The organism is Halostagnicola alkaliphila, assembly GCF_055379965.1.
The window spans coordinates 147,027-160,931 of the sequence record NZ_AP043827.1; the positions used below are offsets into that span (position 1 = coordinate 147,027).

Annotated in this window: 11 protein-coding genes; 5 read left to right on the forward strand and 6 right to left on the reverse strand. The window is 57.4% G+C overall.

Annotation, left to right across the window (positions count from 1 at the left end):
* The first annotated feature begins 19 nt into the window (after window positions 1-19).
* Window positions 20-1,639 (forward strand): alkaline phosphatase family protein, encoded by a 1,620-nt coding sequence (locus ACZ5C7_RS22780; protein ID WP_464378795.1) that lies wholly within the window; start codon window positions 20-22, stop codon window positions 1,637-1,639.
* 1 nt (window position 1,640) lies between these two features.
* Window positions 1,641-2,651, forward strand: coding sequence for a lipid II:glycine glycyltransferase FemX (locus ACZ5C7_RS22785; RefSeq protein ID WP_464378796.1), 1,011 nt, complete (start codon window positions 1,641-1,643; stop codon window positions 2,649-2,651).
* 84 nt (window positions 2,652-2,735) lie between these two features.
* On the opposite strand, the gene ACZ5C7_RS22790 is transcribed toward ACZ5C7_RS22785, so the two are convergent.
* On the reverse strand, window positions 2,736-3,017 hold the full coding sequence (locus ACZ5C7_RS22790; RefSeq protein ID WP_464378797.1) for a MarR family transcriptional regulator: 282 nt from the start codon (window positions 3,015-3,017) through the stop codon (window positions 2,736-2,738).
* Window positions 3,018-3,437: 420 nt separating this feature from the next.
* On the opposite strand from ACZ5C7_RS22790, the gene glmM reads away from it, so the two are divergent.
* On the forward strand, window positions 3,438-4,754 hold the full coding sequence (gene glmM, locus ACZ5C7_RS22795) for a phosphoglucosamine mutase (RefSeq protein WP_464378798.1): 1,317 nt from the start codon (window positions 3,438-3,440) through the stop codon (window positions 4,752-4,754).
* 212 nt (window positions 4,755-4,966) lie between these two features.
* Here the strand turns inward: glmM and ACZ5C7_RS22800 are convergent, their stop codons facing one another.
* The 3 genes from ACZ5C7_RS22800 to ACZ5C7_RS22810 all read right to left on the reverse strand — a co-directional run bounded on the left by ACZ5C7_RS22800 (window position 4,967) and on the right by ACZ5C7_RS22810 (window position 7,804).
* Entirely contained in the window at window positions 4,967-5,176 is a 210-nt protein-coding gene (locus ACZ5C7_RS22800) for a DUF7563 family protein (protein ID WP_464378799.1), read from the reverse strand.
* A gap of 676 nt (window positions 5,177-5,852) precedes the next feature.
* Window positions 5,853-7,667, reverse strand: a complete 1,815-nt coding sequence (gene glmS, locus ACZ5C7_RS22805; RefSeq protein ID WP_464378800.1) for a glutamine--fructose-6-phosphate transaminase (isomerizing) — start codon at window positions 7,665-7,667, stop codon at window positions 5,853-5,855.
* Window positions 7,667-7,804: a hypothetical protein gene (locus ACZ5C7_RS22810; protein WP_464378801.1), complete on the reverse strand. Its 138-nt coding sequence runs from the start codon at window positions 7,802-7,804 to the stop codon at window positions 7,667-7,669. Before ACZ5C7_RS22810 ends, glmS begins: the two co-directional genes overlap by 1 nt.
* Window positions 7,805-8,644: 840 nt before the next feature.
* Here ACZ5C7_RS22810 and ACZ5C7_RS22815 point away from each other — a divergent pair.
* Together ACZ5C7_RS22815 and ACZ5C7_RS22820 are read left to right on the forward strand one after the other, a co-directional pair.
* Window positions 8,645-10,708 (forward strand): cation:proton antiporter domain-containing protein, encoded by a 2,064-nt coding sequence (locus tag ACZ5C7_RS22815; protein ID WP_464378802.1) that lies wholly within the window; start codon window positions 8,645-8,647, stop codon window positions 10,706-10,708.
* Window positions 10,709-10,967: 259 nt separating this feature from the next.
* A complete protein-coding gene (locus ACZ5C7_RS22820) occupies window positions 10,968-11,141 on the forward strand; it encodes a DUF5786 family protein (RefSeq protein ID WP_464378803.1) in 174 nt (57 codons plus the stop codon).
* A gap of 3 nt (window positions 11,142-11,144) precedes the next feature.
* Here the strand turns inward: ACZ5C7_RS22820 and ACZ5C7_RS22825 are convergent, their stop codons facing one another.
* Both ACZ5C7_RS22825 and ACZ5C7_RS22830 read right to left on the reverse strand, forming a co-directional pair.
* Window positions 11,145-11,846 carry a helix-turn-helix domain-containing protein gene (locus ACZ5C7_RS22825; RefSeq protein WP_464378804.1) on the reverse strand — a complete coding sequence of 234 codons (702 nt, stop codon included), beginning with the start codon at window positions 11,844-11,846 and terminating at the stop codon, window positions 11,145-11,147.
* A 283-nt stretch (window positions 11,847-12,129) separates the two neighbouring features.
* Window positions 12,130-13,656, reverse strand: a complete 1,527-nt coding sequence (locus ACZ5C7_RS22830; protein ID WP_464378805.1) for a bacterio-opsin activator domain-containing protein — start codon at window positions 13,654-13,656, stop codon at window positions 12,130-12,132.
* Window positions 13,657-13,905 lie beyond the last annotated feature (249 nt).

Below are 13,905 nucleotides of genomic sequence, written 5' to 3' on the forward strand. Positions count from 1 at the left end.
AACGGTTATCTGCGAGGGTATGGAAGGTACAGACGACGATTGTAAACTCCTCGTCATCGGCATTGACGCCGGCTGTCTCCCGGTATTGCAGCCGTTATTCGATTCCGGAACTGCACCGACTCTACAACGACTTGTCGAAGGAGGGGCGAGCGGCCCCCTCGAGTCACAGATCCCGCCCTGGACGGCCAGCGCGTGGCCGTCGATCTACACCGGGAAGAACCCGGGCAAACACGGCGTTTTCGATTTTCTCTCGTTCGACGGCTACGATTGGGACGTCGTCAACTCGACGCACGTTCGAGAGCGAGCGGTGTGGGAACTCCTGAGCGACAGTGATATCTCGAGTGTGGTCGTCAACGTGCCCGTTACGCATCCGCCGCGCGAGTTCGACGGTGCACTCATTCCGGGAATGACGGCGCCGGAAGATCCGGACTGTCACCCGGACGGAATCCTCGAGGACGTCAAAGCGGAGTGTGGCGGCTATCAGGTGTATCCCCAGGGAGGGAACTATTCGGACGGAGAAATAGCGGGATACGAAGAAACGATCGAACGGCGGGGAGCGGCATTTCGGTATCTCTGTGACCGGTTCGAGCCCGGGTTCGGGTTCGTTCAGTTCCAGCAAACGGATTCCGTCTTCCACGAACGACCAGGTGACACGGAGGCGATCGAGGCGGTTTACGGCGCGGTCGATCGGGAGATCGAAAAGACGCTGGAGGCGGTCGACCCCGAGAACGTGTTGCTCGTCAGCGACCACGGAATGGGAACCGTCGAGGGCCACGAATTCCGCGTCAACGAGTTTCTCCGGGATCGCGGAGACGTGGTCGGCCGGAGTGGCGGCGAAGGGATGCCGGACTGGTCACAAGCCTGGCGAAACGACCTTCTGGACGGGGACGAGGCCGGAGATCATACGCCCGGTGCGATCGAACGCTCGATGAATCTCGCCGCCAAGTTCGGAATTACCACGCAGCGGGTCGCGAACACCCTCGAGACGGTCGGGCTGAAAGAACCGATCGGGAAGCGGGTCCCCAACGATATGATTCGTGCAGCCAGCGAGCAAGTTGATTTCCCGAACTCGACCGTCTACGTCAGGTCCAAAAGCGAACTCGGTCTCAGAATTAATCTCGAGGGACGCGAGCCGAACGGACAGGTACCGGCTGACGAGTACGAGTCGTTCCGATCCGAGCTAATCGACGAGTTGCGAGCCCTGCGAACGCCCGACGGCGAACCGATGTTCGAGGCGGTGGAACCGCGGGAAACGTACTTCCACGGCCCGGAAATCGAGAACGCACCGGACGTCCTTACCGTTCCAGCCGGTTTCGACAACGCCATCGTCGCCGACCTCGAGAAGGCCGAGTTCGGCGAGCCGATGGAGCCGTGGAACCACAAGCGGACCGGCATCGTCGCGGCTGCGGGTTCGGCGTTCGACGAAAGCGTCACGCTCGAGGACGCGACGATTTTCGATGTTGCCCCGACAATATGTACGCTGTTCGACATCTCCATCGACGCGGCGATGGACGGTGAAGTCCTCCCCGTCGTCGATCCCGGCGAGGAGACGGAATATCCGGCGTACGAACCGGAAGCGATCACGGCGACCGAAAACGGAGCCGTCGAAGATCGACTCTCCGATCTCGGTTATCTCTAAGATGAGCATCGAAATCAACGTCCTCGATCCGGAGGAAGACGCGTCCGAGTGGAACCGCTACGTCGAGCGATCCCCAGGAACGAACCCGTTCTTTCGGGCCGAAGCTCTCGAGTTGCAGGCGGCGGATTCGGGGACGACGCCGCACCTCCTGGCCGGATTCAAAGGGCAGGAGGCCGTCGGACTCTTTCCGGTGTTCGAATACAATAAGGGCCCGATTACAGGGGTATTCTCGCCAGCTCCGTTCTCCTGGTCGTGTTACCTCGGCCCAGCGCTGTTGAACGTCGACAAACTCAAACAGCGCAAAGCCGACCGGCGAACGAAACGGTTTCTGGACGGCTGTCTCGAGTGGATCGAAACCGAGCTCTCGCCCGTCTACAACAAATTCGTCGCCGCGGAGTTTCCCGACGTTCGTCCGTTCACCTGGAACGGCTACGATGTCGAACCCGGGTACACGTACGTCCTCGATCTCGAGCAGTCGACCGACGACCTGTTAGACCAGTTCAGCAGCGACGCACGAAGCAATATTCGAAACGCCCCGGAAGACCAGTACGTCGTCGAAGAGGGAACGATCGACGATATCGACCGCATCGTCGATCAAGTCCGGTCACGCTACGAAAGTCAGGGCCAATCCTACCAGATGAACAACGACTTCGCGCGCTCGCTGTACGAACTGCTTCCAGACGGCTCGATACGGCCATACGTCTGCCGTATCGAGGGGGAGTTCGTCGGGGGTATCCTGGTCGTCGAGTCCCAGACGACGCGGTACAGATGGCAAGGCGGTGTGAAACCCGATATGGACGTGGACGTCTCGATCAACGACGTCCTCGACTGGCACGTGATCCGAGACGGTGCCGAAAACGGCCTCGAGTGGTACGACCTCGTCGGTGCGGGCGTGCCAAGCATCAACAGATACAAGGCGAAATTCAATCCAGAACTTCAATTGCAGTACACTATTACCGATGGGTCCTACGGAATGGACCTCCTGATCGATCGGTACCGCAAATTCCGGTAGCGGTCAGCTTATCAGTTTCTCTATCCTTTTCGCCGGGTGCGTTCAGAACAAGACGAGCAATCCCGTACACAGACAAATTATCGGTTAGCACTCGGTGATTTGATACACCGACTGCCGTGCGTCGTCGAGGCTGACTCGACTATCGACGATCGCCTCGTTCTCGAGTTTTCGCAACCCGTATCGGACCGTCCGTGAACAGAGACGCGATTCGGCGACGATTTCCTCTTGGGTCATCGGGCCCTCGTACTCGAGTACCTTGTAGACCAATTTCGCACTCGGTGAAAGCGCTGTGAGGGCCGACTCGCCGCTCGTGGTGTCGCCGTCCGCTACTCCCTCTCGAACGTCCGTGGTTTTGGATGAAGTCATTGTGTTGTCGGTCGACGGGCGAACCATCCGCTACTGAGAGCGTTCTCGTCCGACCCGTCCGCTTGAGAGAAACACCAACATGGGAGAATAATACAGCTGTGGTCGTTCCGATCCGTAGGAGTCAACTACAAATTTGTGGTGTGTCCAATGCGGTATGCGGGACAGTCGTGGAATACGTACGCGAGTTCTCTCGAGGCCTGGGTCACAGCAAGCACATCGCCCAGCGGACATGGCATCGATTCCACCGACGGAAACCGGACCGTAAACGGAACCACGAGCCAAAACTGCCCGACGGGATCGATCCCGGCTATCGGTTGCTACCGTCTACCGACCAGCAAGAACTCGACCGTGAAACCGAAGCGACACGCGAGCGTCGAGTAGTCAGAACATAGTAACGGCTGTACGAACACAGTTTAGTATATGTTCGGAACCAGTGGCATTCGCGGCCGCGTCGGCGAGGACGTGACAGCCGGGCTCGCCCTCGAAATCGGCCGCGCGCTCGGCTCGAATGGATACGATCGAATCGTCATCGGCCGTGACAGTAGAGCGAGCGGTACGATGTTGCTCGACGCGCTCGCCGCCGGAATCTGTGAATGTGGTTCCGACGCCCTCGAGATCGAGGGCGAGATCGCGTCCACGCCGACGATCGCCCGGGCGGTCGGCTGGGCAGATGCCGACGCCGGAGTCGTCGTCACCGCTTCGCACAATCCGCCCGAAGACAACGGAATCAAACTTTGGACATCGTCGGGGAAGGCGTTCGGTCCTGACCGACGGGCGGCTATCGTCGATCGGATCGAATCGGAGGGATACGAGTTTGGGCAGTGGGACGAGACTGGAAGCCGAACGGTGCTTTCGGGAGCGATCGAATCGCACGCCTCGGCGATCCGCTCGAGCGTCGACGTTTCGGAGCCGGTATCCGTCGTAGTCGACGTCGGAAACGGAGCGGGACAAATTACGGCCCGCGTTCTCAGCGATCTCGGGTGTTCGGTCCAGACGCTAAACGCCCAACCCGACGGCGCGTTCCCCGGACGACCGAGCGAGCCGACGGCCGAGACGCTCGAGGCGCTCGAGACGCTGGTCGGCGAAAGCGACGCGGATCTCGGGATCGGCCACGACGGAGACGCCGACCGGATGATGGCCGTCGACGAAACCGGAACGTTCGTTCCGAAAGATTCGTTACTGGCACTGTTCGCTCGAGAGGAAGCGGGCGACGGCGACCGCGTCGCGGCTCCGGTCGACACGAGCCTGGCCGTAGAGGATGCACTCGCCGATCAGGGGGCCTCTCTGGTTCGAACGAAGGTCGGAGACGTGTTCGTCGCTCAACGAGCAACCGACGACGACGTCGTTTTCGGGGGAGAACCGAGTGGTGCGTGGATCTGGCCCGAGGAAACGCTCTGCCCCGACGGACCGCTGGCCGCGTGCAAACTCGTCGAGTTGGTCGCAAACGGCGGCTCGCTCTCGGAACTCGAGGCTGAGATAGAGACGTATCCGATTCGACGGGGGACCATCGAATCCGACGAAAAAGCGACCCTCATGGAACGAGTCGAACGGCGTGTTGTCGACGACTACGACGACGTCGACAATCGCGACGGCGTCCGCGTCGAAACGGCGGACGGGTGGTTTCTGCTTCGGGCGAGCGGAACACAACCTATCGTTCGAGTCACGGCACAGGCCCGCAGAACCGAACGGGCCGCGGAGTTGTTCGACGAGGCAACCGAGCTAGTCCGAACTGCCTAACGAGTTCACCACTATTGGGCTCGAGAACCGAGTTCCACTCCGTTGGGTTCTCGAGTCGCCACGAATTCGGATCGAGGTCTCACTTCGGAAGGGACTCGCGTCGAGATTCGACCCTTCGGGTATCGCTTCGATGCTCGGCTCTGCGGGAACCGTCTCGGTGCTCGACTCTACAAGACGACAGCGGCGTATGGACCATTCGGCCAGGATCAGAGTCAGCGAACTTCTTTTGGAATGTAATCGGACGTCTTCATCTCTCGATACGTAGAGCAATCGGGGCAGGCGTGAACGACGTCTCGGTTATCCCCGAAGACACGGGCGAACTGACGTGTGACCTGATTACCACAGGTGACACAACGGGGTGCTGTCGTCTGTTGACCAGCGGTCATCGGCGTCCACTTGGTTTCGGTTGATTCCGTCGACATCATCCCTCCATTTCTACAGGATACTATTTACTATAGGCTGCATAACGGGTACGGGTTCCGAGGGATTTTATTTCTGCGGTCGTTAATAGCACCAAAACAGTTTCCAGAATTCCGGCTCGTTACCGTCCCTATCTGCAGAAATTCAATATTTCCGAACCGTAATATGTTATTTCAGCTCGGTTTTTGGACCAACAGTCCCACTATATTCGGTGTACTCACGAAGTAGAACACATTCGCTCGAGTTCGCTCAGACTCGAGTTCATCCGGTCGGCGCTACCGATGCGCTCGGTTACGCCGACCGTCGTGTTTATCAGGTGTCGAATTTATACCGTACCGGTTACCTTTTAGAAGTGGAGGGCAGTCCCAGATCTATTGACGGGAGACCTCCAGTACCGATTCCGACGTCGACCGGGGACGTAAACCCCGCACACACCCACAGCACGGACCGAGACTATGGGGGTAGTCTCGAGTCACGCTGTGGTCGAACGTCCTCGATTCGATTCGGCAGAACGACGAATTCACTGTGCTGAAAGAGAACGCTATCCAGCCCAGGTGAGCGATAGCAACAACGTTCTCCGCGCCGTGAAACGGAATGCTACGTGTCGGAATCGAGAACCGACGGACCGCAAAACAAGGGAAGAGACACCATAGCGGAGATAATTCGAACCCGTCCAGGTTACTCGACGGTAACGCTCTTTGCGAGGTTTCTGGGTTTGTCGATCGGTCGATCCAACTGATCAGCCGCATAGTAAGAAACGAGTTGAAGTTGGACGTTTGCGAGAAGCCCGGCCAATGCAGGGTCCGTTTCGGGGATTTCGAGGTGGTCGTCGGCCATCGCAACCGCCTCGTGGTCCGGCGGACAGAGTGCAATCACCGGCGAGCCGCGGGTTTGTGCTTCCGCCGCATTTTTCAGCGTTTTTTCGTCCTCTGTCCCCGTGAAGACGGCGAACAGCGGCGTATCCGGCGTAACGAGGGCGAGCGGACCGTGTTTTAGCTCACCGGAGGCGAAACCTTCGGCGTGTTCGTACGTGATCTCTTTGAACTTCAGGGCGCCCTCGAGCGCGACGGAGTATCCGAGCCCTCTCCCGATGAAAAAGTACGATTGGGAGTCACCGTACCGGCGGGCGATCGATTCGGCCCCAGATCGATCGAGAAGGGTCTCGATCCGCGCCGACATCGAGTGTAGTTCCTCGAGGAGTGACTGGAGATCCGCCTGAGGGACACCTGTCATATCAGACGTGATTCGTTGGGCCAACAACACGAGCATCACGGCCTGGGAAGAGAACGTCTTCGTGGCTGCCACGCCGATTTCCGGACCGGCCCTGATGAGAAGCGTCTCGTCCGCAACGCGGGAGGCCGTCGAACCGATAACGTTGGTGACGGTCAGCGTCTGGGCTCCGGCAGCCCCCGCACTCCGAAGCGCATTCAACGTGTCCGCGGTCTCGCCGCTCTGAGTCACCGCCACGACGAGGGTGTCTTCGTCGATCGGCGGCGCAGAAACCGAGTACTCGTTGGCGAGCAATGCGGTCGATGGTACTCCCGCCTGGTTGAGTGCCGTGGACCCGTACAATGCCGCGTGGTACGACGTCCCGCAAGCGACGAACTGAACGCTGTCGACGTTCTCGAACGTCCCGGGTTCGAATCCTTCGAGGTCGATCGAGCCCTGGTCGGGATCGATCCGTCCCTCGATCGCTTGAGCGATCGAGATCGGCTGTTCGTGGATCTCTTTGAGCATGAAGTGTTCGTACTCACCCTTTCCAGCCTGTTCGGGGTCCCATTCGACAGTTTCGCGTTCGCGGTCGATTTTATTACCCGACAAGTCCGTGTACTCGATACCGCTTTCGTCGACGATGACGACGTCTCCGTCCTCGAGATAGACGACGGTATCCGTGTACTCGAGAAACGCGGGCACGTCGCTCGCGAGGAAAAAGCCGTCGTCCTCGATACCGACGACCAGCGGCGATCCCTGACGGGCGGCGTAGAGAACGTGCTCGCCCGACCGCATCGCCGCAACAGCATAACTTCCCTCGAGGGCGTCGATCGCACGCCGAAATGCGGGCTCGGTGGCCATTCCCTCGTCGATATAGGACTGAATGAGGTGGGGGATGACCTCGGTATCGGTCTCGCTCATAAATTCGTGTCCCGCCTCGGCGAGTTCGGCCTTGAGCGATGCGTGATTTTCGATGATACCGTTATGAACAACGGCAATATCACCGACGTGGTCCGTGTGCGGATGGGCGTTTTCGTCAGTCGGCGGGCCGTGCGTACTCCAGCGAGTGTGGCCGATCCCGACAGCACCTTCGAGCGGGACGTCGTCGATCGATTGTTTGAGATCCGCAACCTTCCCGGATCGTTTCTGGACATCGATACCACTGCCGTTCTGGACTGCAACTCCCGCCGAATCGTAGCCGCGGTACTCGAGATTCTCGAGGCCTGTGAGCAACGGATCTATCGCACTGCCATCGCCCACGCGGGCGATTATTCCACACATCAGCCGCTCACCTCGGGGACGACCTGTTGGGTAAACTCGGAAGGGGAATACAGTCGCGAAGACGGACACCAGTTTGCAAGGGTCTTTCCGGGATCAAGCCCGAACGCTCGATCGCCAGCAACGTTCGTTCGTTTCATAATCGGATAGTCGTCCGCGGCATTTATTCGGGACGGCAAGCGTGACACGGACATGACTATAGCACAGTCCAGCCCAACCCATTACTATAGATCCTCTAACTCCGTACGTAGCGCATCTGTAACGTGCGCCTATCGATCGTTCGATTCGAACGGGATGGTTTCCATCGCTCTCAATATATCGACGAACAGGCTATTCGCGAGTCGAAATGTAACCGTTTGATCCAATGGGAGAACTGCCGTCCCGTTCGGCTTAACGGTTGATTCGAGCCTCGGTAGCGGGAATTTGTGCACCGACGGGGAAACGGAGTATGTCGTGACAAACCAGACAAAGAATCGTCTAGAAAAGATGTTTTGCCGGCCTACTCACCTGTTGGGTGTGGTTTCGGTGCGGGCGACTCCACTGAACGCACCGACTAGCATGGAGAACGCACGCACGAGTATTACCTTCGGGAGGAGACGATAGCATGGTGAGAAGTAGCAATGGATTATCACCTGACTCGAGTTGTTGAGAAACACAACACAATTACAGCGGTAATCGTCAGAAGAGTTCGAGATTGTCAATTTCTCAGCCCGATGTTAGCCTGAAAAGTTGCCAGTTATAGGAAATCTCTCAGAGAAATCCTACGACTTATTACCCACCCGTCCATTTCTTCCAATGATTGAGTAGATTGAAGCGAGAAGTGAATGAACCACTGAAAATTGCCGGTAAATACTGAAACTGATGTCTGTCCCGTTCGCTGAGAAGAAAGGCGCTAATCGAGCGGTCGATATCGCGATCAGGTGCAGCTCACAACGACCCCCGATAAGCGATTACCGTTTTCCCGAGGAGTGATCTAACGAATGTCTCTGTCACAGCTCGTCCTGACCGACGCTGCACTTTCACTCGAGGACCCAGTCCTCGTCTTTACGATAGCGATGGCCGTCTTCCTGGTCGGGCCGTTACTCATCAAGCGACTAGGACAGCCGGGAATCGTTGGTATCGTCGTTTTCGGTGCGCTCATCGGGCCAGGCGTCCTCGACATCGTCGAACACTCCGACGCGATTATCCTCCTCGGCGAGGTCGGTCTTATCTACCTCCTCTTTACCGTCGGGCTGGAGCTCGACTTACAGGGGTTCAAAGAGGCGCCCGAAAACGCGGCATTGTTCGGTCTCGCTAGTTTCTTCCTCCCGTTCGTAGTGGGGACGATAACACTTACGACGGTCCTCAACTTCGACCCGCTTGCCGCACTCTTGCTCTCGTCGGTTTTCGCTTCGCACACGTTGCTCGCATATCCCGTGGCTAATCGGCTCAACGTCACGAAAAACAGAGCCGTCACCGCGGTTTTCGGCGGTATTCTCTTTACAGACACGCTCGCACTGATCGTGCTCGCTGTCGTTACCGGCGCTATCGCGGACGGCCTTTCGGTCTGGTTGTTCGCCACGATCTTCGCCTCGCTTGCGATTCTCTTCGGTGCAGTCTGGTTCGTTCTCCCGCCGATTTCCAGACGGTTCTTCCAGAACTTCAGTCAAGAGAGTTACTTCGAGTTCCTGTTCGTTATGGTCGCAATTTTCGCGTCCGCGAGCCTCGCAGAGATGCTCGGGATTTCGGGGATTCTCGGCGCATTCGTCGCCGGACTTGCACTCAACCGACAGATCCCACAGGGAGGGACCCTCATGAACCGGGTCGAGTTCGTCGGAAACGCCTTTTTCATTCCGTTTTTCCTCCTTCACGTCGGCATGCAAGTCGACATCGGGATCATCTTCGACGGCTTCCAAACACTGGAAATCGCAGCCGTCATTATCGTTGTGATGATCGCCTGTAAGGGCGCCGCAGCCTGGCTTGTCTCGGAAGTTCAGGGGTACACGAACAACGAGCGAAACGTCATCTTCGGCCTTTCGATCGGACAAGCCGCAGCCGCACTCGCGATTACACTCATCGGCGTCGACGCAGGGCTGTTCGGCGACGAAGTCCTCAATGCAGTCGTCTTGATGCTCGTGGTGACCGCGTTACTCAGTCCGTGGCTCACCGAACGGGCTGGAACGCAACTCGCACTCGAACGCGATGTCGGAGCGGGCGACGACAGTCCCAAGGATCCCAACATTTTGCTCCCGCTTTCACACAACGCCGAGTTACAACGGCGGCTGATGGAACTCGCGTTCGTCATCAAGGGAGAGCGTGGAACGGAACCGATCCACGTCATGACCGTGGTCCAACCGGACACCGAACAGCCGACCGAAGAACAGGTCGCTTCGGTCAGGGCCGAACTCGACGAAGTCGCGGATTTCGGTGGGGCCGCGGAGGTTCCCGTTCAGACGGAAGCTCGAGTTAACCACAACGTCGCGTCGGGCATCGTCCAAGGAGCGATCGAAGTACAGGCGAATCAAATACTTATGGGATGGGACGCCAACGAAACGTTCAGCCACCGAATATTCGGCAGCATTATCGACCAGGTGCTCGAGCGGACGCCGCTTCCCGTCTTGATCTCGCGACTCGGCCACCCCATCAATACGACAAACCGAATCTTCGTCGTGGTCCCGATGGGAGCGGATCATCACGAGGGCTTCAACGAGGCGGTCCACATGACCAAACGCCTCGCCGCAAGTCTCGGCGTCCAGATAACGGTCCTCGTCGTCGAAGGAAGATCACACCAGTTCGAGCGACTGTTCGATCTCGTGGAGGTAGAAGCCACAACCGAATTTGAGTCCGTCGACGAATGGGGAGAACTCCTGCCGACGCTCGAGGAGAAAACGGATGAAGACGACCTTATCATTGCTATTTCCCCGCGTCGTGGCGACGTCGGTTGGCAATCGGAGCTCGAAGATCTGCCTGCACGACTGGCAAACATGCCCCCAGAATCGTTTGTCACCATCCATCCGCGGCAGGGAGAACCGGAATACGACCGTCAGTATCTCCGAATCGAATAGCGGGTACGGATCACACCGGAGTTCCGATGAAACCCGCTCGAATAAGGCCTCAAAAGACCGACTTGGACAGCCGTTACATGTATGTCCATTAGGATACAGGGTTGGGTCTGACGGAGAAGACAGACAGTCCGAGGATGAACTCGACGAAGTGAGATCGAAGAATGGGTAATCTCGTTGAGAACGCCACCGTGGTACGCCAGGTCGTCTCACGACCGATTCGAATCGGCACACCTTTTAAGTACCGGTGAAACTCCAATACATGGGTTTTGGAAGCTACGACGAGTCCGAGCAACAGCAAGACACAGCAGAGGAAGACGACGGTGAAACGGTCAGCGTCCATGAACACGACCACGACGGGGAGATGACCGTCGAATCTAGCGCATCGACCGACGAGCTCATCTCACAGCTCGGCGACATGAAAGACGACGAATAGGGTTCACTCCGCGGTCGGTATCGACGACTGACAGAGTCCAGTCAAGGCCCGCCGGAGCCGTTGGGAGACGGCGGATTTTGAAACACCGATCTTCGCGGCCAACTCTTCCTGTGAAATTCCTCTGGGAACGTCAAAATAGCCTTCATTGTACGCTACTACAAGCAAATCAGCTTGTTTTCGTGTTAACGGGAGTAGGCTAGCGGTACCGCCATCCGAACCCCGAATGTTGTTGACTGATACCCGAATGTCCTGCTCGCGACACCGCTGATTAAATCCGATAAGTGCATCGCGAGACGGGAACCGAATGGTAACGGTCCATCCATCGCGTGAGCTTCGGACATCGCGAACCCGGCCTTCGACGGCCGCCGCAATTGGAGTGAACTCAATAACCGATTCCGAAAACGTGACTCGGTAGACCCGGTGGTCGGAGCAACGCTCGTAGAGGACGGGGTTGATCACCGTGTCATCTATCTCGAGTGCGGATTCAAACGCGTCGAAATCCTCACCGAACACGGTGAGATACGTACGCGTTCGACCGGTCGGAGAATCCGTCGTATAGTCCTGTTCGATAGAGAGCGTCGAAACGCGCTTGATAGTCGGAACGCACAGTAATTTCTGGTGTCTGAGATGAATTTTCGCGGTGACACCCCCTTCCGCTCGAGACGAAATCGACGTCCGTTCAGCCTCCGCCACGTGAGCGGTCATCCGATCACCGTCGTTCGAGTCAGTCGAGAAACAAAAAATATTGACCGGTAGTCGTAAGACCATATTACTGAGCGTGTACTCATCTATCGAACGATTCGATTCCTCGGCAAAAGGTCCGCCTGCTATACAGGGAAATACAGCATTATCTAGACGCTATACCTATTCATTCTCGCTATTTCGTGTATATTTCAATCTGAAGGAAATACGGTATTACACGAGTTGTAGTCACTGTGTGACTGCCCGGTAGAGGATAAGAGAGGATCACTGACGCGAAAGAGCGTCACTACTGGTCGTACAACAAGTCGAACAATTTTCGCTGGGCGGTTCTGAAGTGACGGGTAAATGTCGGCTGGGAAACACCCAATGCGTCGGCTATTTCTTCGCCGGTTCGTTCTCGAGGCCAATCGAAGTAGCCATTATAATAGGCCGTCTCCAGCGTCTGGCGCTGCCGTTCTGTAAGCTCCTCCGTGACTTTATCCTTGAATGATTCAGACCGATCCCGAGGTGAACGTTCGGATCGACGGGTGATCAGTTCCGTGTTCGGTACCTCGTTTTCGAGCAGTTGTACTACTCGCCGTACCGATCGGTCCGCAGGGATTTCGATCGTGACTCGAAGGCGGTTTCCAACCGGGTCCAGCGACCGAACCACTGCGCCGCGCTCGGAAAGCACATCTGCAATCGTTCGTTCGGAAAACTGCACCTGCAGTCTCGCGGAACCGGGATCAGAAGGTATCGTCTGTACCGACCGAACGCCCGCAAGTGCGCCAATCAGGTCAGTTTCGACCTCCTGCGATATCGATGGAACCGAGACCGTTCCCACGGATCCGAGCGTCGATCGCGGCACAACGCTCTCGATATCGACGCGTTGTTCGAGAGACGCAGTGAGAGCGATCAGCGGATCATCACCGCCGTCGAGAAGGACCTCCAGTTCGACCGTTCGATCGGCGTAGATCCCAGCGCGCAACTCGAGTCGGTTGACCAGAACGGCACTTACCTCAGCGAGCGCCGAGACGCCGTCGACCGTCCACCTGTCGAACGCTACCGGATCGGCCGAACAGACCGTCAAACATCCGTAGTTGATGCCCTGAAAATTGATGGGGACACTACAAATCGAGCGGATACCGTGCTCGAGTGCCGTGCGCGCCCACCTTGACTCAGATGGGTGCGCCGTCGTATCCTCGATTACCGTCCGTGTTCCGGATGTTGCCGTTTTTGCTGCTGGAGACAGATCGTCGCCTTCGAGAGAATACGACTGGTCTTTGAGGTATTCATCGCGGTCGCCAACCCGCGTTTCTGGCGTGAGTTCCAATACTTCGGTAGTGAGACGCCCGACCCAGACCAAGTCGACGTCCTCCAGCAAAGAAAGTTCCTCGCAAAGGCGCTTTTCGATCTGTGTTCGGGATTCTGCACGCGTCAACCGCCAACACGTCGCATACATACAATGCAACACCGATTCGAGGCTACCACGTTCCGTTTGGAAAGTATCGTAAGCGGTCGATACCTGGTGAACGACATCCTCGAGAGACGGCTGATATCGAGGCTCCGAAAGAATCGACTCGAGTTGATATCGTGCAGCCGCGTTCAGGATGCGAGCGACAGCCACCTCGAGCGATGTGTGTGGCCCGATAACGTCGTAAGCGCCGGCTTCGAGGGCCCGTTCGGGAATATCCTCCGCAACCGCGATTACTGGTCGGTCGCCAGCGGCATCGACGAGCCTCTCTATCGATTCGATTGAACGTTCGAAGGCGTCCTCGGATCCAGACTCATCTCCTGGGTGATCAGTAGGACCGGTTCGTGAAAAACCATACACGAGACATTGTACGGGAACACGTTCGAGTACATCGAGCGCAGTATCGACTGATTCGACACTGATAACCGACCCGGCGTCTGGACACGTGTGTAAACCGCTCTCGATGTCTACTGTCGGTGGGAAATGACCGACTAACACAACGGTACTCCCTCCTGCCGACACCGTCCGACCGGTTGTCACCGGTTGCAACCCCCGATTCTACATATTGATTTCCGAACGTTCTCGGCCCAGACAACGCATCCGACGAGC